Origin of the sequence: Dyella sp. 2HG41-7 (assembly GCF_021390675.1) — a bacterium.
Taxonomy (GTDB): domain Bacteria; phylum Pseudomonadota; class Gammaproteobacteria; order Xanthomonadales; family Rhodanobacteraceae; genus Dyella_B.
Genome location: NZ_JAJEJV010000004.1, coordinates 2,933,724 through 2,951,970, shown reverse-complemented (window position 1 = coordinate 2,951,970; position 18,247 = coordinate 2,933,724). Strand labels below are relative to the sequence as shown.

Below are 18,247 nucleotides of genomic sequence, written 5' to 3'. Positions count from 1 at the left end.
AGATCGTCGACAACAACACCATCAGGAAAACGGAGCGGAACGAGTGGCGGATGTGGAAGCGTTTACCGACGGCGCGTGCCTCGGCAATCCTGGCCCGGGAGGATGGGCTGCTTTGCTGAGAGCGAAGGGCACCGAACGGTTATTGAGCGGCGGCGAAGCGCAAACCACCAACAACCGCATGGAGCTGCTCGCTGCCATCAGCGCACTGGAAGCACTCAAGCGGCCTTGCCAAGTCGTGGTGACCACGGATTCTCGCTATGTCATGCAAGGCATCGAAGAATGGGTGCCGCGCTGGATCAAAAATGGCTGGCGCACGGCCGACAAAAAGCCGGTGAAGAATCAGGATCTTTGGGAACGCTTGGCCGCAGCCGCCGCGCGTCATCAGGTGACATGGAAATGGGTGCGCGGCCACAGCGGTCACGATGAAAACGAACGCGTGGATCAGGCTGCGCGCGAGCAAGCAGAGCAATTTCGGATGACGCCATGAGACAAATCGTTCTCGATACGGAAACCACGGGTCTGGAGGTTCGTCAGGGGCATCGCCTGATCGAAATCGCGTGTGTCGAGATGGTGGAGCGCCGGCTGACCGGACGTCACTATCAAACGTACCTTAATCCCGATCGCGCGATCGACGAAGGCGCGCGCGAAGTCACCGGTATCGCGGATGAATTCCTGCTCGACAAGCCACGCTTTCACGAGATCGTGGATGAATTTCTCGCGTTCATCGATGGCGCCGAACTGATCATTCACAACGCGGCGTTCGACGTCGGATTTATCGACGCGGAACTTGCGCGCGCCGGTGAGCAGTTCGGGCGGCTTCGCGATCGCAATTCCGTATTGGACACGCTGGCGATGGCGCGCGAGCGCTACCCAGGCCAGCGCAATAGCTTGGATGCGCTGTGCAAGCGTCTCGGTGTCGACAACTCAGCGCGCGATCTACACGGCGGCCTGATCGACGCGCAGTTGCTCGCGGACGTCTATCTGGCGATGACGTCCGGTCAAGTCGTGCTGGATTTGGGCTTCGAAGGCAAAGCCGATAGCGGCGTGCGCGCCGTGATCGCGCCGGTGGTATTGGCGCGTCGTCCTCGCGTGCTGCGCGCGAATGAGCAAGAAACCGGCGCGCACTTGCAACGCCTCGATGCGCTGGACAAAAGCGCCGGCGGTCAATCCGTGTGGCGAAAGCAGGAGTCGGAATCCTGAGTCGCGAATTCGCTAGTGGATGCGCGCCAAGATCGCGGTGATATTGTCGCTGCCGCCGCCCTCAAGCGCGGCCAGCAGTAAATGATCCAGGCACTCCTGCGCGGCCAAATCGGTGCGACCGATGATCCGCGCAATGCCGGCATCGTCCACTTCTTCGGTGAGTCCATCGCTGCACAACAAGAAACTTATGCCGACTTCAAGCTGGCCTTTTGCCATGCTGATATGCAATTGGTCGAGCGCGGTGATGCCTAGCGCCTGGGTGAGAATATTGCGCTGTGGATGGCGTTTGGCTTGCGCTTCGTCGATCGCGCCGGCTTCAACGAGTTGCTGCACCAACGAATGATCGTGGCTGATCTGGTGCAAACCGTTTTTCCATTGATAGATGCGGCTGTCGCCCACCCACGCTACCTCGTAGCCTTGTTCGGAAAAACGGATCGCCGCGACGGTAGTGCCCATCGGCAGCGCATCGTCATAGCGTTGCGCATGTTCCAACAAGCGCGCAGCCGCGACGTGCACGGCTTCCGCGAGCGACTTTCCGTTGCGGATGGCTCCAACGATGGTGTCGCGCGCCAACGCCGAAGCTACTTCGCCATGCTGGTGTCCGCCCATGCCGTCGGCAACTAAAAACAAGCCGAGCGATGCGTCGGCGTAGTAGGTGTCTTCGTTGCGCGTGCGGCGCAATCCGACATGGGTTCCGTGTCCAAATTCGATCATGGGTGTCCGCCGGGTGGATGGGCGCAGCATGACGGATGTGGGGGTGTGGCGCAAAAGATTTGGGGCATCATGAATTGTGTATGCGCCATGGTTGAGCTACTTCGTACTTTTTATCGCGAGGCCATACTTCTCGTGCGTTGGGTGGGATTGTTCGGCCCTTCCCTGGGCCTCACCCCTCCGCGCTATGCGCTCCGGGGCCAGCCTTCGGCTGTCCAAATTTGTTCCTGACAAATTGTGCTCGGTCCATCCATGGGCCTCGCCCCTTCGCGCTATGCGCTACGGGGCCAACCTTCGGTTGTCCAAATTTGCTCCAGGCAAATTTGTGTCGAACCGTATGGGTTCTCATCGGGCCACCCTCTCCGCCACATAAAAAAACGCCCTCTAGGGGCGTTTTTTTATGTGGCGGAGAGGGTGGGATTCGAACCCACGGTGCGCTTACACGCACGCCTGATTTCGAGTCAGGTACATTCGACCACTCTGCCACCTCTCCGAAAAGGTGCGCGTTGGTCAGCGCGAGCCGAACATGATACGTGGTGGGCTGGGTTGTGACAACTGGCTGGAGGGGTTATTCCGCGCCGGATTTGCTTGGCGGGGCAGGAGCTTGGTCTAGCGCAGCTGTGAGGCGATGCGTTCGGGGCAGGAAGTGGTGATCGGGATCGAACGACAAGGCTACGTAGCGGGAGCGGCCGACGATTTCGTTGCGCGGGAAAAAGCCGAAGTAGCGCGAGTCCTCGCTGTTGTCGCGGTTGTCTCCCATCAAGAGGTATTGGCCGGCGGGGACGGTGACGGGGCCAAAATCGCGCATCTCACTGGGAAAGTAGAGCGAAAGACGGATCAGGTGCTGCATGGCGCCCCATCGCTCGACTTCGTAACGCGCGGGGTCTCGCAGATCGTCGTGAATGCCTGCCACGGCGGCAGGGGCGTAGCGGGCGGCCGTGCCGTTCACATAGAGCACGTTGCCGCGCAGTGCGATCTGGTCGCCGGGGACGCCGATAACGCGTTTCACCAGTCGTTCCTTCGCGGCGTGCGAATCGAGCACGACGATGTCGCCGCGCTTGGGGTCGGCGAGATGGATCAACGACAGGTGCGTGAATGGCACGCGGATGTCGTAGGCGGCTTTGTCGACGAAGATGCGATCCCCGATTTGTATGGTCGGTTGCATCGAGCCCGTGGGCACCACGCTCCAATCCGCGAAGGCGCTGCGAAACATCAGCATGCCCAGCATGAAGGCGATAAATCCTTTGTTGCTGGCGAGGAAAGACCACAGCTTGCGCATGACAAACCCCTTGGCGGCGAGGACGGCGTTCCTTGATAAAAAGGACATCGCAAACGTGGCGTAGTTTCTCGGCGCCCAAAAAGAAACGGGGCGATGTCGCCATCGCCCCGTTCGATCTTGCGCCGCTTAGCCGGCCTTTTTCTTCGCCAGTCGCAGCCAGGTGTCGACCACGGTATCGGGATTCAGCGACACCGATTCGATGCCCTGATCCATCAACCATTCGGCCAGATCCGGATGATCGGAAGGACCCTGGCCGCAAATGCCGACGTATTTGCCGCGCGCGCGCGCCGTCTTGATCGCCATCGAGAGCAGTTTTTTCACCGCCGCATCGCGCTCGTCGAAGAGGTGAGCGACGACACTTGAATCGCGATCCAAACCAAGCGTGAGTTGGGTGAGATCGTTCGAGCCGATCGAGAAGCCGTCGAAGATATCGAGGAACTCATCGGCGAGCAGCGCGTTGGACGGCAGTTCGCACATCATGATGATCTTCAGATCGTGCTCGCCTTGCTTGAGCCCGTTTTTGTCGAGCACCTCGACCACTTTGCGACCTTCGCCAAGCGTGCGCACGAACGGAATCATCACCCAAACGTTGGTGAGTCCCATCACTTCGCGCACGCGCTTTACGGCCTTGCATTCCAGGCTGAACGATTCGGCGAATCCGGCGTCGACATAACGGCTGGCGCCGCGATAGCCGATCATCGGATTCTCTTCGTGCGGCTCGTAGCGTTGGCCGCCGAGCAGGTTGGCGTATTCGTTGGATTTGAAATCCGACAGACGCACGATCACCGGCTTGGGGTACACCGACGCAGCAATCGTGGCGATACCTTCGGCGAGGCGATCGACATAGAAGCTCACCGGGTCTTTGTATCCGGCAATGCGCGCGTCGATTTTTGCCTTGGTTTCGGCGTCCTGCTTGTTGTATTCGAGCAGCGCTTTCGGATGTACGCCGATGTGGCTGGCGATGATCATTTCCAAACGCGCAAGACCGATGCCGGCGTTCGGCAGCATGCCGAAGTCGAACGCGCGCTCGGGGTTGGCGACGTTCATCATGATCTTGAGCGGCGCTTCGGGCATCGCGCCGAGATCGGCGGTGACGCGGTCGAATTTCAACAGGCCTTCGTAGATCGTGCCGGTATCGCCTTCGGCGCAAGAAACCGTCACTTCATGATCGTCCGGAATGGTATCGAGCGCGTTGCCGGTGCCAACCACGGCGGGCACGCCCAGCTCGCGCGCAATGATCGCGGCGTGACACGTGCGTCCGCCGCGATTGGTCACAATCGCCGACGCGCGCTTCATCACCGGCTCCCAATCGGGATCGGTCATGTCGGCAATCAGCACGTCGCCGGGCTGCACTTTATTCATATCGGCAAGGGAACGAATCACGCGCGCTTTGCCGGAGCCGATCTTCTGGCCGATGGCGCGACCTTCCGCCAGTACTTTGCCTTTTTCGGCCAGATGAAAGCGTTCCAGCTGCGTGGCGTGCGCGCGGGATTTCACGGTTTCGGGACGCGCTTGCACGATGTACAGCTTGCCGGTGTTGCCGTCCTTCGCCCATTCGATATCCATGGGGCGCTTGTAGTGTTGCTCGATCACCAGAGACTGCTTCGCCAATTCCTGCACGTCTTCGTCGGTGATGCAGAAGCGGTTGCGGTCGGAGGCCGGCGTTTCTTCGACGCGAACGCGCTCGCCGGGTTTGGTGGAATACACCATGCGCTGTTGCTTGGCGCCAAGGCTGCGGCGCAGTACGGCGGGCTTGCCGTCTTTCAGTGTGGGTTTGAAGACGTAGAACTCATCGGGATTCACCGCGCCTTGCACCACCATTTCGCCCAGGCCGTAGCTGCCGGTGACGAACACCACGTCGCGGAAACCCGATTCGGTGTCGAGCGTAAACAGCACGCCGGATGCGCCGATATCCGAGCGCACCATCAACTGCACGCCGGCCGAAAGGAATACGTCTTCGTGCTTGAAGCCGTGGTGCACGCGATACGCAATCGCGCGGTCGTTATAAAGCGACGCAAAAACTTCTTTCACCTTATGCAACACATCGTCGATACCGACGACGTTGAGGAAGGTTTCCTGCTGGCCGGCGAAGGATGCGTCCGGCAAATCTTCCGCGGTGGCGGACGAGCGCACAGCCACTGCGATATTGTCGGCGCCCGCGTCTTTGCACAATTTGGCGTATGCGTCGCGAATCGCGTTTTCGAGTTCGGCGGGCAGGGCGGTGTCGACAATCCAGCCGCGAATTTCCTTGCCGCCGGCGACCAGTGCATCGACGTCGTCGACGTCCAGCGTGGATAGGCGATCGGCGATCCGCTTGGCCAAGCCGCTTTTTTCCAGGTACTCCTGGAAGGCGTCGGCGGTGGTCGCAAATCCGCCGGGTACGGACACCCCGAGCTGGGCCAGGTTGCCGATCATCTCGCCGAGCGACGCATTTTTGCCGCCGACCTTGGCAAGGTCGGTCATGCGCAGTTGGTCGAGCCAAAGCACCAGGTCGTTCAAGGGCGTCTCCTCAAGAGCTTATAAAAGAATAGAAAAGCGGGGAGCGGGCGCGCAGTCATAGCGGTCGCATAAGATTGGTATTGTCCGCTGTCGATGGTGCGCGGCACAAGAAGACCATTGCCGTTCTTCGGCACGCCAGCTGCATACCAGTCAGGTGAAAGTCAATCAAAGACAGGGGTTCTTGCTTGGGTTATGGTGCAAGGCAAGGATCACCATATCCCATGGAAAACGCATGCAACGCTCGGTTTTTTTCATCTCCGATTCCACTGGTATTACGGCCGAAACCATTGGCAACAGCATCCTTGCGCAATTTGAGGGGGTGCAGTTCGAAAGGCATCGCCTGCCGTTTATCGACGATCCGCATAAGGCGGAGAATGCCGCGTTGCGCATCAAGACCCGGTATGCGCAGAGCGGTCAGCGGCCGATCGTGGTTAACACCATGGCCGATCCGGCGTTGTGTGAGATCGTGGCGTCCAGCGGCGCGCTGATGCTGGATGTGTTCGCGCCGTTTATCGGCCCGTTGGAGGACGAACTGGGCACGCGACATTCGGGCGCGGTAAATCGCTCCCACGGTCTGGTGGATTTCGCCAAGTACGAGGCGCGCATCAACGCGACCAACTATGCGTTGAGCCATGACGACGGTATTTCGGTGGATTACGCGCAGGCGGATCTGATTCTGGTCGGCGTATCCCGCTCCGGCAAAACGCCGACCTGTCTGTACATGGCCTTGCATTACGGCATCAGCGCCGCCAATTACCCTCTGACCGACGACGACCTGGACAAGCTGGAACTGCCCTCCCGCTTGCGCAATCACAAACATCGCCTGTTCGGCCTCACGATCGAACCCACGCGCTTGGCGCAGATTCGCCAGGAACGCCGCCCAGGCAGCCGATACGCGGAGTTGAAGCAATGCCGCTGGGAGCTGGAGCAGGCGGAAAGGCTGATGCGCCAAGCCGGCATCCAGTACCTCAACACAACGCACGTGTCGATCGAGGAGATTGCGAGCAAAATCCTCGATCAATTTGGCATCGACAAAACCATGTTTTGATGGAGACTGTTCCCACCTTATGAGTGCCGTACTCGACCGCCGTACCGCTTTGCTGCCAGGACGTTTTGAGTTCCTGATGGGGCTCTATGCCGAAAATTATCATCGGCTAACGCGTTTGTTCGAGCCGCAGAAGCTGGAGGTGGGCGACTACGTGTCGGATATCGACGACGGACTTCCCGTGCACCTGGTGCTGCAAGAACGTCATCCCTACACGCTTGAGCTTGAGCTCACGTACGGGTTCGTCGATACGCAGACCGGTCGTCGCGCGCCATCCGCGCAGTTGCGCATGTATAGCGATGCGCATGTGGCGGAAGCCTTGCATTGCCATCCCGGCCGCCACTTGTGGCAAGTGTTAGGACCGTTTCCGCCGGCACACACCGTGTTCCAACATCGGCTGCAGATGAACAGCTTTCTCACCCGCTGGCTCGAATATCTGGTGGAGCAGGGGCATTCGGCCGGCACGCTGGAACGCGTGACCAAATAGCGCGAAACGCGCCGAATCGCAGGCAACAAAAAAGCCCGCTTGCGCGAGCTTCTTCAAGACAGTGGCGGAGCGGACGGGACTCGAACCCGCGACCTCCGGCGTGACAGGCCAGCATTCTAACCGACTGAACTACCGCTCCGCGTTGTACTGCTTCTTTCCAACTTTCCAACACACTAAGTCCATTTCCACTTCGTGCCGTTTCCGGTTTGAAGTGGCGTCCCCACGGGGATTCGAACCCCGGTCGCCACCGTGAAAGGGTGATGTCCTAGGCCTCTAGACGATGGGGACGTATGTGTTGGTGGAGCCAGCCGGGATCGAACCGGCGACCTCTTGCATGCCATGCAAGCGCTCTCCCAGCTGAGCTATGGCCCCGCCGCTGGAAGCAAGAAAGAATAGGGTGGGTTCGGATTTCCGTCAAGCTTTTTTTACAAGAAAAATCACGTTGCATGAACCCATTCAGACGGGCGGCAAGCGCGTTGCTTCGGTTTAAGCTGTGAGCGAAACATCGTGATGAGAGCGGCATGCACGACATCGGTTTTATTCGCGACCTTGCGCTAGTGATGCTCGTGGCTGGCGCCACGACAATCCTATTTCAACGGCTGCGCCTGCCTGTGCTTCCCGGATACATTTTGGCCGGCATGGTGATCGGTCCGCATACGCCAGGCGTGTTGGTCAACGATCCGCGCGCGATTTCCGATATCTCCAATTTGGGCGTGGTTTTGTTGATGTTCACGCTCGGACTTGAGTTCAGTGTGCGCAAGTTGCGCCAAGTGGGCGGCACGTTGTTGCTGGTCACCGTGATCGAAGTGGGATTCATGTTGTGGGTGGGCTATCAGCTAGGCCTGCTGTTCGGGTGGGGCGGACGAAGCGCGTTGTTTCTCGGCGCGATCATGGCGTTGTCGTCCACCATGGTGGCGACGCGCGCGTTGATGGAAAACGGCTTCAGTCAGTGGCCGTTCGCGCGTTTGGTGATCGGCATGTTGGTCGCCGAAGATATGCTGGCCATCGTGCTGCTGACATTGCTCACTGCCATCGCCATCAGCGGAACGGTGGAAACCGAAGCGGCTTTTACGGTGGTCGGGCATTTGGGTTTGTTTGTCGTGGCCGGGATGATCGTTGGCCTGTTGTTGCTGCCGCGGTTGGTGGATTACGTCGCACGATTTGATCGCGATGAAACCCTTTTGGTCAGTGTTCTTGGCATCTGCTTCGGCACCAGCTTGTTGGCCGCATGGTTGGGTTTCAGCGTTGCGTTGGGCGCGTTTCTCGCTGGCGCCGTGGTCGCCGAAGCGCGTAGCGCGCCGCGCATCGTGCATTTGGTGGAGCCGTTGCGCGACATGTTTGCGGCGCTGTTTTTCGTGGCGATCGGCCTCAAGATCGATCCATCTCAGTTGGTGCATTACGCGCTTCCTGCCGTGCTAATCGCGGTGACGGTGATGCTTGGCAAAAGCATTGTCTGCAGCGTCGGCATGTTCTTTATCGGTCACGACTTGCGTACGTCGTTGCGCGCGGGACTCTGCATGGCGCAGATCGGCGAGTTCTCGTTCGTCATCGCGGCGCTCGGCCTTACGTTGCGTGCGGTCGACGATTTTATTTATCCGACGGCGGTGGCTACGGCGCTGATCTGCATGGTGGTGTCGCCTTATTTGCTGCGCGGCGCCGATCTCATCGCCAATGGGGGGCGGCGCATTATTCCCCGTCCTTTGCGTTTGTTGATCACCAGCTACAGCGGCTGGTTGGAGAATCTGCGTCCCGTCGACGAGAACGCGATGGTGGCGCGCATGTTTCGCCGTTTGCTCTGGCATATCGCGGTGAACATCGCGCTCGTCGTGACGTTGTTCGTGATTGGCGCTTACGTCAACGCGCATAACGCCGCCTGGTTCGAACAATGGGGACTAAGCCGCGACATGCGTCATTCGCTGATCTGGGCGTGCGCGCTGTTTGTATCGCTGCCGTTGTTGATTGCGGTGTATCGCAAAGCGGAAGCCTTGGGCATGCTGCTTGCGGAATTGGGAATCAGCGAGCGCCTGGCCGGCTCCTACACGCGCGCCATTCGGCAGGTTCTTGCGAAATTGATTCCGCTGGCGACGCTATTGGCGCTGGCACTTCTCGTCGGCGTACTTGGATCGACGATTTTGCCGCCGCGTGGTGTAGCGCTTTCGCTCATTGCGGTGTGCGTAATTCTCGCAATCGTGCTCTGGCGTGGGTTAGTCAAAGTCCATGCGAGATTGCAGGCAGCATTGCGAGAAACGCTGGAAAAGCCTTCATCTTCCCCTAACGAACCCAGCTGAATGAGGCCTCACGCACGCTTATTCGCATGAACTTTTCCCAGCATGAACGGTCTAGTTCGAATCGTCGTTGCCAAGACCGGACTGGACACCGCACAATGCGGGGCCAGCCTCCATTTGGGGGGAGGTCCGGCCGGTACGCCGGCTTATTCCATAATCTAGGGAGTTCCAAATGAAGCAATTTCTGCGACCCACGCTGACGGCGGCCGCCCTGGCTGTTGCGCTGGGCATGACCGCTGGCGCGCAGGCCCAGACGTCCAGCAGCACCGGCGCGACCGGTACGGTTGACAAGATCAAGGCCAGCACCGTGGTCGGCTATGAACTGGCCGGTTCCGTTCCCCCGATCATGCGTGAAGCCGTGGATCCGGCGACTGTCGCGAAGGCCGTCCAAGACGCGCTCTCCGGCAAAAAGCCGCCGATGTCCGAGCAGGAATTCAATTCCACCGCTCAGGCTTTCGAAGCGCAGCTGCGCGCCAAGGCTAAGACGGAATTCGACGCCGCTTCGGCCAAGAACAAGACCGAAGGCGATGCTTATCTCGCCAAGAACAAGTCCGCTGCCGGCGTGAAGACCACCGCTTCGGGCCTGCAGTACCAGGTGCTCTCGCAGGGTACCGGCGCACGTCCAGGTCCGAACGACACCGTGAAGGTGAACTACACGGGCACGTTCGTGAATGGCGAAGTGTTCGACAGCTCGTCGAAGAACAATCCGCCGGGACCGACCGCGATTCCGCTCGCTCGCGTGATCCCCGGTTTCCGCGAAGGTCTGCAGTTGATGCAGGTTGGCGGTCACTACAAGTTCTTCATCCCGCCGAACCTGGCTTATGGTTCGGAGCCGAACCGTCCGTTCCCGCCGAATGCCACGTTGATCTTCGACGTGACCTTGGTGAGCACCGGTCCGACGCCGGCCAGTGCGCAGCAAGCACCGCAGGGTGGCGAACCCGCCGGTGGCGGTCAGTAATAGCTGCCGCATAAAGCTCGAACTTGAACGGGGCGCGAACGAATCGCGCCCCGTTTGTTTTTTGGCCCCTTTAAGCGGCCGACGTTGACATAAGCGTTTCTTTTGAGGCTGTTAAAATCGCGCTCCCCCCGAAGAAGGCTGATTCGACACGATGAAAGTCACCATATTTGGTACCGGCTACGTGGGCCTCGTTACCGGAGCCTGCCTGGCCGAGATGGGTAACCATGTCGTTTGTGTAGATATCGATGAAAACAAAGTCGCGCGTCTTCGTCGCGGCGAAATACCTATTTTTGAGCCCGGCCTCGAACCTATCGTTCGACGCAACCACGCTAACGGACAACTCGAGTTCACCACCGATGCGGCTACCGCGACGGCGCATGCGCAAATCATTTTTATCGCGGTGGGAACACCGCCGGATGAAGACGGCAGCGCCGATCTGCAATATGTATTGAGCGTCGCCAAATCCGTCGGTCGGCATTTGGATCGTTATGCGGTGATCGTCAATAAATCCACGGTGCCTGTCGGTACGGCGGATCGCGTACGTGAAGCGGTCGCGGCGGAACTCTCCGCGCGTGGCGCCGATGTCGAGTTCGATGTGGCGTCCAATCCGGAGTTTTTGAAAGAAGGCGATGCGGTGGAAGATTGCTTGCGCCCCGATCGCATCGTGATCGGCAGCTCGAGCGCGCGCGCCATCAGCATGCTGCGCAAACTTTACGCGCCCTTTAATCGCAATCACGATCGCGCTGTCGTCATGGATGTGCGCTCGGCCGAGCTCACCAAATATGCGGCCAATGCGATGTTGGCGACCAAGATCAGCTTTATGAACGAGATCGCCAATATTGCCGAGCGTGTGGGTGCCGACATCGAGCAGGTACGCCAAGGTATCGGTTCGGATCCGCGTATCGGGTATCACTTTATTTATCCCGGCGCCGGTTATGGCGGTTCGTGTTTTCCGAAAGATGTGCAAGCGTTGGAGCGTACGGCGCGCGGGGTGGGCTACAGCGCGCGCTTGCTTGAAGCGGTCGAATCGGTCAATCACGATCAGAAAGTGAAGCTTTTCGATTTCATCTCGCGTCATTTCAACGGGAATGTGCGTGGGCGCACCATCGCGCTTTGGGGATTGGCTTTCAAACCCAACACGGACGACATGCGCGAAGCGTCGAGTCGTCGACTGATGGAGTCGTTGTGGGAAGCCGGCGCCAAGGTTCGTGCTTACGACCCGGAAGCGCGCGACGAAACGCGTCGTCTGTATGGCGAGCGCGAGGATCTGGTGTTGTGCGACAGCGCCTATCAAACCCTCGACGGTGCGGACGTGTTGGCGATCGTGACCGAATGGAAGGCGTTCCGCAGTCCGGATTTCGTGCGGATTCGCGCGACGCTCAAAGAGCCGGCCATCTTCGACGGGCGGAACATGTATGAGCCTGCAGTTGTCGAAGAAGCCGGTTTGGCTTATTACGGCATCGGTCGCGGGCGCAGCGTGGCGCAGCCAGGTTAACCATGAGCAACACCGAGCAACGTCTCACGGAGCTGGAAGTTCGGCTCGCTTTTATCGATGATGCCGTCCAGGCATTGGTGGCGGCTGATGCGGATCAGTCGCTACGTCTTGTCGCGCTGGAACGGATGGTGCGCGAACTTCGCAACGAACTGGAAACGGTGCGGGCGGGGCAGGCGCACGACCCGCATAGCGAACCGCCGCCGCCGCACTATTGAAAAACGTAACAGGTAGAACCGGATTTCGATCATGGTCGATTCATTGCGAGATCAACTCCTCAAGAGCGGCATCGTCAAGCAGCTCAAAGAGGAACAACGTAAGTCAGCACCCGCGCCAAAACCGAACACATCGTTCGCCAAGGGCAAGCCGCCGCACAAGCCAAGGCCTCCCCGCAGCGATGCAGAGATCGATCTGGCCAAAGCCTATGCCGTGCGTGCGCAGACCGAGGCGGCCGAACGCAAGCGCGCCGAACAGGAAGCGGCCGAATTGGCGCGTGTGAAGCGCGAACGCAAGGCGAAAGTGCACAAGCTGCTTGACGGCGCTGCACTCAACAAGGCCGATGCCGATCAAGTGCGTCATTTCGAATACGGCGGCAAGATTCGTCGCGTGTATGTGGATGCTTTGCAGCTTGCCGATCTCAACGCCGGCAAGCTCGGTGTCATCCAGAATGGCGGGCGCTATGTGTTGGTCACCCAAGCAGTGGCCGAACAAGTGCGCGATGTCGATGCGCATTTGGTCGCGCTCTTGGTCGACCCCGCGGCGGCCGGCGTGGATGAAGACGGCGTGCCTACTGATCTGATGTGGTGAAAAAAAGCCGGGTTTTGCCCGGCTTTTTTCCCGAAGAAGCGTCTAGCTTGCTGAGGGGAATTCAAAGCCGCTTTGTTTCAGCGCCGGGTGATCCCATCCGTTTTTCGGCGTGAAACGTTCGCCGTAGCGCTTCGACAGCGCTTCGAGTTTTTGTTGGATTTTCCCCGCGCCTTCGCTGCGTACGAATTGGATCGGGCCGCCGCGGAATGGCGCAAAACCGGTGCCGAAAATAACGCCGGCGTCGAGCAGGTCGGCATCGTCCACGATGTTGTCGCCCAGGCATGCGACGGCCTCGTTCACCATGGCGAGAATCATGCGATCTTGCAGATCCGGTGGCGGCGTGTAGTCGGCATCGACTTCGGGTTTTTGCGGTTTGCCGTCCTGCCAGGTGTACAAGCCTTGGCCATCCTTCTTGCCGCGCTTGCCGGCTTGGAGTTTGTCTTCCAGGCCCGGCGGAAGCTCCAGTCCCAGGAACGGCGCAAGCTCTTTGCCGACCGACGCGCACACGTCGAGGCCGACGGTGTCGGCCAGCTCGATCGGTCCCATCGGCATGCCGAAGGCTTTGGCGGTTTTGTCGAGGATCGGGCCCGGCACGCCTTCGCTGTAAAGGCGCAGGGCTTCCAGCAAGTAGGGCATCAGGATGCGATTCACAAGGAAACCCGGCGTGCCCTTGACCGCCACCGGCAGCTTGCCGATCGCCTTGCAGAACGCCATTGCGCGTTTTTCGATGGCGGGATCAAGTCGATCATGACGCACCACTTCCACCAGCGGCATTTGCGCGACGGGATTGAAGAAGTGCAAGCCGAGAAAACGCTGCGGCGCCGTCAGTCGCTTGCGCAGTTCGTCCAGCGGAATGGACGAGGTATTGGTAGCGAGGATGCCGCTTGCGCCGAGCTGCGGTTCGATCGTCGCGTACAGCGCTTCTTTCGCGTCCGGGTTTTCGAAAATTGCTTCGATGGCGAGATCGGCTTGCGCGATGCCGGCGCCTTCCACATCCGCGCGCAGACGGCGACGCGTTTCTTCAACCTTTTCCGGTGTTTTCAATTTCTTTTCGTACAGCGCTTGCGCGCGATCCAACGCGGGTTGGATGTACTGCATCTCGCGATCTTGCAGCGTAACGTCGAAACCTTTGAATGCCGCCCACGCTGCGATGTCGCCTCCCATCACCCCGGCGCCGACCACGTGGATATGACGAATGCCTGCATCGATACCGCCACCTTGCCCTTTGAGGCGTTCCTGCAAAAAGAAAATGCGGATGAGGTTTTGAGCGGTGGGCGTTTGCGCGAGTTTCGCCACCGAGCGCGCTTCCAGCTTCAAACGTTGCTGGATGTTGCCGCCGCCGCGTTTCCACACATCAATCAACGCGAAGGGCGCAGGGTAATGATCTTTGCGGACCTTTGCCGCCGTTTGCTTGACCACCATCGGGGCGAGTATCTGCCGCGCCAGCCACGTGTTGGTGAGCCAGGCGTTTGCCCGTTGGGCGAACGGCGGGGTGTGGGGGTTGCGAAGAAGGGCACGCGCCTCGGCCATCAGCTCCTCCGGACAGGCCAAGCGATCGACGACGCCCAGGGCCTTGGCCCGTCGCGCAGACAAGGCCTTGCCGGTCAACATGACGGGCAGGGCTTCCGTCGCGCCGATAAGGCGCGGCAGGCGAGCGGACCCGCCCCAGCCCGGGTGGATGCCTAGCATTACCTCGGGCAGCCCGATCCGGGTCTTGTCGTCATCGGCCGCGATGCGTTGGCGGCAGGCCAGGATCAACTCGGTACCGCCACCCATGCATGCGCCATGCACAACCGCCACAGTCGGGCAGGGCAGACGCGCCAGCGATTCATACACGCGCTGGCCGTTCTCGATGTTTTCCAACACCGTGCCGTGCTTGGCGTATTCCACGAATTCTTTGATATCGGCGCCGACCGCAAAACCGTTCGCCTTAGCCGAGTGGATGATCACCCCGGCCGGCTTTTCGATGGCCAGTCGCTCCACGATCTGCCCCAGCTCATCCAGTACTTCCCGGGAAATGGCGTTGACGCTGCTTTGGGCGCGGTCCAGGGTCAGGGTGACGATGCCGCTGTCGTCCAGGCTCGTCTTCCAGTGATTGAAACGCAGTCCTTCGAACATGGGGATGAGGGTATGGCCGAGGGGCCCTCACCATACCGTCCCGCCGCGATGAATGCGAGACATCGGCGGAGCGCCGGGTATGCCGCCCAGATCACGCCTCGGCAAACGGGGTATTGCGCTTGGCGTGCGACCGCGTAACGTACGGGATGCCGCGACTTCTTTTTTTGGGCGTTATGACTTCCCTGATGGCCCCTGCACCGCTTGCCGGTAGCGACATCTACGAGCGCATCCTGACTGCGCCCGGTGGGTTGGTCGTGCTCGATCATGTGGACAGCAACGCGTTGATCGATCAGTTTCGCGCCATCGCACGCAATAACGGTCAGTCGGTGTATGTCTGGCGCTCGGAAATTGGAATGGAAAATTTGCGCGAGGCGCATGCGGTCATTCCCGGGTCGCAACGTATCGGCAATGTATTGCGATATATCCAGCAGAGCATTCACTTCGGCATCTATCTGCTCTCACCGTTTCCGTTGCCGTTAGTGCCGGCGGAAAATACGCTACTGCGTCAGCTTGCGCGCGCGCCGGCCGGGCACGTTCGTCGGGTCGTGCTGCTTGATGCATTGCCGGCATTGGTCTCCAGCGTCGACGATGTCGCTGTGCGCCTCGGCAGCACGGCGCATCTGATACAGCGTCCACGATTGCGTGATGGACGCTGGCTGCTGTGACGACAGTTACTCTGAAAGCGGGCATCTTGTTGGTCGCCGCGCAGCGCGAGCTTCGTCGCGAGCTGTTCGACGTGCTGGATGCGGAAGGTCACCCGATGATCCATTCCGCGCGCGACACGACGCACGCGGCTATTTTGCTGGAAGGGCGCGATCCGCTTGCGTTGATCGTCGTGGTATTCGAAGGCGACGGACGCACCAGCGCAACGCTTTGCGAACAACTTCGACTGCTGCCGCCGTGCGTCAGTGCGCCCATCATTGCGGTGCTGCACGACGACGCGTCGATCAAACCCACGCAGCTGCCCTCGGCGATTGCGGGTTGGCTTTACGCGTCGCAGATCGGTACCGAACTGATTCCTCGATGGCAGCAACTGCATAGCGGACGGCAAGCGACCGTTGTCGAGCAAGCAGGAAAACCCGCTGCGCCACTCGTGTTTGCGCAGTCCGGTAACGACTATCGCTTTGTATTCGAAGATGTCGATAGCGATTGGCTGATTATCGATCCGCTAGCCGAATGCATTGTCGAAGCCAATCCGTCCTATATGCGGCACTGCGGATTGGCCAACAGCGTGCTGCTTGGGTTGCCATGGCAAGACGTGTTGATCTTCGAATCTGGCGGTTTGGACAAGGCGTGCAGCGACGCCGATCGGCGCTGGCTGGCATGCAAGCGTAAATCCATTCGCGGTTACGACCTCGGCGAGGCGAGCATGCGCCGCGTGCTTCATAACGCGCGCGACATGGTGGCGGTGCAATTTAGAAACGCCAGCGCCAGCGTGCGTCCGACAGCGGCGTTGTCGGTATTGGCGCGCGTGTTTACCAGCAGTCACGACGACGCCAGCGTGCCGGAAACGGTCCAGCTTCTGTTGGATAACATGGATCTGGATTACGTCGCGGTATGGTCGGCGCGTCCGGAAGAAAGCAGCGTTCCGGTGCAAGTCGTGCAGCGTTGGCGTGGCGATGAGCAGGCGTTGCCCGGGCCGCAATTGCAGAGTTCGCTGCGCTTGGTGCTCAGCGGACGCACGTTGATGCATCCCAGCGATGCGCGCCGTTTGGCCGATGTGGATCCGCTGATCGGAACCTTGGGGCTGCGTGGATTCGTCGGCTTGCCTTTGCTGGACGAGCGGCGCAACGTGATCGGCGCGTTGCTGGCGGGCAGCCGTCATCCCTTTAGCGAGCCGGATATCGTCGAGCCCGTCATGCACGGCGTGGCCGCGTATTTTGCGCACATGCTCGAACTGCGGCGCACGCGAGAACAAGGGCGCGCCGAAGGCCTGTTGGACGCGCTCACGGGTTTGCCGAACCGGCTGCTATTCAATGATCGACTCGATACCATCATCCGCGAAGCGAACCGCACCGGCGAAACCTTTGCCGTGCTGTTCGTGGATCTGGATCGCTTCAAATTCATCAACGACACCTTGGGTCATGCCGTCGGCGACCAGGTGCTGGTGGCAGTCACGCAACGGTTGCGCAGCAGCGTTCGTGCATCCGACACGGTCGCGCGCTATGCGGGCGACGAGTTCACGATCGTCTTGCGTCACATCGTAAAAACCGACGACGTGCTGCGCGTTGCGGAAAAAATCGTGCAATTGATGGAAGCGCCGTTGCATCTGGACGATGGTCCAGAGCTGCAAGTGACCGCGTCCATCGGTATCAGCTTCTTCCCGGAAGATGCGCCCGACGCCGAAACGCTGCTCAAGCATGCCGATGAAGCGATGTATGCGGCCAAGAGTCTGGGGCGCAACAACTACCGTGTTTACGACGTAAGCCCCGCGCAGGAACAGCAGAACGCTGCGTTGAAGGCTCGATTGCGCCACGCGGAAGGCAACGGCGAGCTTCGCGTGTTCTATCAGCCGCAGATCAACGCCGAGTCGGAAGACATCGTCGGCATGGAAGCGCTGTTGCGGTGGGAGCATCCAGAACTGGGCAATATCGGTCCTGGCTTCTTTATTCCGCTGGCGGAGGAAACGGGTCTGATCGTTTCCATCGGTGAGTGGGTGCTACGCACGGCGTGCAAGCAAGCCAAGGCGTGGGACGACCGGTTCGGCATGCGTTTGCGTTTGGGCGTGAATCTTTCGGCCGTGCAGTTGATGCAGCCGGATATCTCCGATGTCGTGGCGAAAGTGCTCGAGGAGACCGGCCTCGATCCCGGCCTGCTGGAGCTGGAAGTCACCGAAAGCATCAGCATCAAGGCCGCGCCCAATCTGATGGATAACATGCAGAAACTGCATCGCCTCGGGTGCCATATCGCCATCGACGATTTCGGTACCGGTGCGGCGTCGCTGGATTACCTGCGCAAGTTGCCGGCCGATCGCATCAAGATCGATCAAAGCTTTGTACGCAATATCGGCGTTGATCCCGACGACGAAGCCATCGTGCGCGCCACCATCGAAATGGCCCATCGCCTCAAGCGCGGCGTGGTGGCCGAAGGGGTGGAAATTGAACAGCATCTGCAGTTCCTGCGCGCCAACCAATGCGACGAATTGCAGGGATATCTGTTCTGCCGACCCTTGCCTCAGGGTAGTTTCGAGCGGCTATTGAGCGAGCGCGAACGGCTGTTGTCCGAGATTCAGGACAAACTGCCGGCTTGAGCCTCATCGGGTAGCCCCTATCTTAGAATGCAGGGGCTCGGCACTTGCTGCTGAACTTGCTGGCGCATTACGGGTCAGAGCAGCTCAACCCATCCCTCGAGACGAAGGAGACGGCC

General features: G+C 59.8%; 15 protein-coding genes and 4 tRNA genes. 11 read left to right on the top strand and 8 right to left on the bottom strand.

The genetic code is table 11. The features are described 5' to 3' along the window. Positions 1–43 precede the first annotated feature (43 nt). Together rnhA and dnaQ are read left to right on the top strand one after the other, a co-directional pair. Positions 44–487 carry a ribonuclease HI gene (rnhA, locus tag L0U79_RS14555; RefSeq protein ID WP_233842982.1) on the top strand — a complete coding sequence of 148 codons (444 nt, stop codon included), beginning with the start codon at positions 44–46 and terminating at the stop codon, positions 485–487. After that, complete coding sequence (gene dnaQ / locus L0U79_RS14550; protein WP_233842981.1) at positions 484–1,200, top strand: DNA polymerase III subunit epsilon; 717 nt, start codon at positions 484–486, stop codon at positions 1,198–1,200. Before rnhA ends, dnaQ begins: the two co-directional genes overlap by 4 nt. Before the next feature lie 12 nt (positions 1,201–1,212). On the opposite strand, the gene L0U79_RS14545 is transcribed toward dnaQ, so the two are convergent. The 4 genes from L0U79_RS14545 to ppsA form a co-directional block, all read right to left on the bottom strand. Continuing rightward, on the bottom strand, positions 1,213–1,914 hold the full coding sequence (locus L0U79_RS14545) for a protein phosphatase 2C domain-containing protein (RefSeq protein ID WP_233842980.1): 702 nt from the start codon (positions 1,912–1,914) through the stop codon (positions 1,213–1,215). Positions 1,915–2,314: 400 nt separating this feature from the next. Continuing rightward, positions 2,315–2,404 (bottom strand) — tRNA-Ser (locus L0U79_RS14540). 75 nt (positions 2,405–2,479) lie between these two features. Then, complete coding sequence (gene lepB, locus L0U79_RS14535) at positions 2,480–3,190, bottom strand: signal peptidase I (protein ID WP_233842979.1); 711 nt, start codon at positions 3,188–3,190, stop codon at positions 2,480–2,482. 126 nt (positions 3,191–3,316) lie between these two features. Beyond that, positions 3,317–5,689: a phosphoenolpyruvate synthase gene (gene ppsA / locus L0U79_RS14530; protein WP_233842978.1), complete on the bottom strand. Its 2,373-nt coding sequence runs from the start codon at positions 5,687–5,689 to the stop codon at positions 3,317–3,319. Between the two features lie 232 nt (positions 5,690–5,921). Between ppsA and L0U79_RS14525 the strand changes: the two genes are divergently transcribed. After that, positions 5,922–6,737 (top strand): pyruvate, water dikinase regulatory protein, encoded by an 816-nt coding sequence (locus L0U79_RS14525; protein ID WP_233842977.1) that lies wholly within the window; start codon positions 5,922–5,924, stop codon positions 6,735–6,737. 19 nt (positions 6,738–6,756) lie between these two features. Further along, the gene (locus tag L0U79_RS14520) at positions 6,757–7,221 is read left to right on the top strand and encodes a DUF1249 domain-containing protein (protein WP_233842976.1); all 465 of its coding nucleotides are present in this window, start codon (positions 6,757–6,759) and stop codon (positions 7,219–7,221) included. Between the two features lie 62 nt (positions 7,222–7,283). Here the strand turns inward: L0U79_RS14520 and L0U79_RS14515 are convergent. The 3 genes from L0U79_RS14515 to L0U79_RS14505 form a co-directional block, all read right to left on the bottom strand. Further along, positions 7,284–7,360 (bottom strand) — tRNA-Asp (locus tag L0U79_RS14515). Between the two features lie 73 nt (positions 7,361–7,433). Further along, positions 7,434–7,509, bottom strand: a tRNA-Glu gene (locus L0U79_RS14510). An 8-nt stretch (positions 7,510–7,517) separates the two neighbouring features. Beyond that, positions 7,518–7,593: transfer RNA gene (locus tag L0U79_RS14505), tRNA-Ala, on the bottom strand. 149 nt (positions 7,594–7,742) lie between these two features. Here L0U79_RS14505 and L0U79_RS14500 point away from each other — a divergent pair. The 5 genes from L0U79_RS14500 to L0U79_RS14480 all read left to right on the top strand — a co-directional run bounded on the left by L0U79_RS14500 (position 7,743) and on the right by L0U79_RS14480 (position 12,763). Beyond that, positions 7,743–9,509 (top strand): cation:proton antiporter, encoded by a 1,767-nt coding sequence (locus L0U79_RS14500; RefSeq protein ID WP_233842975.1) that lies wholly within the window; start codon positions 7,743–7,745, stop codon positions 9,507–9,509. A 169-nt stretch (positions 9,510–9,678) separates the two neighbouring features. Continuing rightward, complete coding sequence (locus L0U79_RS14495; RefSeq protein WP_233842974.1) at positions 9,679–10,464, top strand: FKBP-type peptidyl-prolyl cis-trans isomerase; 786 nt, start codon at positions 9,679–9,681, stop codon at positions 10,462–10,464. A gap of 151 nt (positions 10,465–10,615) precedes the next feature. Further along, positions 10,616–11,959 carry a UDP-glucose/GDP-mannose dehydrogenase family protein gene (locus L0U79_RS14490; protein ID WP_233842973.1) on the top strand — a complete coding sequence of 448 codons (1,344 nt, stop codon included), beginning with the start codon at positions 10,616–10,618 and terminating at the stop codon, positions 11,957–11,959. Positions 11,960–11,961: 2 nt separating this feature from the next. After that, positions 11,962–12,174 (top strand): SlyX family protein, encoded by a 213-nt coding sequence (locus L0U79_RS14485; protein WP_233842972.1) that lies wholly within the window; start codon positions 11,962–11,964, stop codon positions 12,172–12,174. 31 nt (positions 12,175–12,205) lie between these two features. Continuing rightward, positions 12,206–12,763, top strand: coding sequence for a DUF2058 family protein (locus L0U79_RS14480; RefSeq protein WP_233842971.1), 558 nt, complete (start codon positions 12,206–12,208; stop codon positions 12,761–12,763). 42 nt (positions 12,764–12,805) lie between these two features. On the opposite strand, the gene L0U79_RS14475 is transcribed toward L0U79_RS14480, so the two are convergent. Beyond that, a complete protein-coding gene (locus L0U79_RS14475; protein WP_233842970.1) occupies positions 12,806–14,881 on the bottom strand; it encodes a 3-hydroxyacyl-CoA dehydrogenase NAD-binding domain-containing protein in 2,076 nt (691 codons plus the stop codon). 185 nt (positions 14,882–15,066) lie between these two features. Here L0U79_RS14475 and L0U79_RS14470 point away from each other — a divergent pair, with 185 nt between their 5' ends. Continuing rightward, positions 15,067–15,546: a hypothetical protein gene (locus L0U79_RS14470; protein WP_233842969.1), complete on the top strand. Its 480-nt coding sequence runs from the start codon at positions 15,067–15,069 to the stop codon at positions 15,544–15,546. Continuing rightward, entirely contained in the window at positions 15,543–18,131 is a 2,589-nt protein-coding gene (locus L0U79_RS14465) for an EAL domain-containing protein (RefSeq protein ID WP_345778438.1), read from the top strand. The genes L0U79_RS14470 and L0U79_RS14465 overlap by 4 nt, the downstream gene beginning before the upstream one ends. Positions 18,132–18,247: the final 116 nt, after the last annotated feature.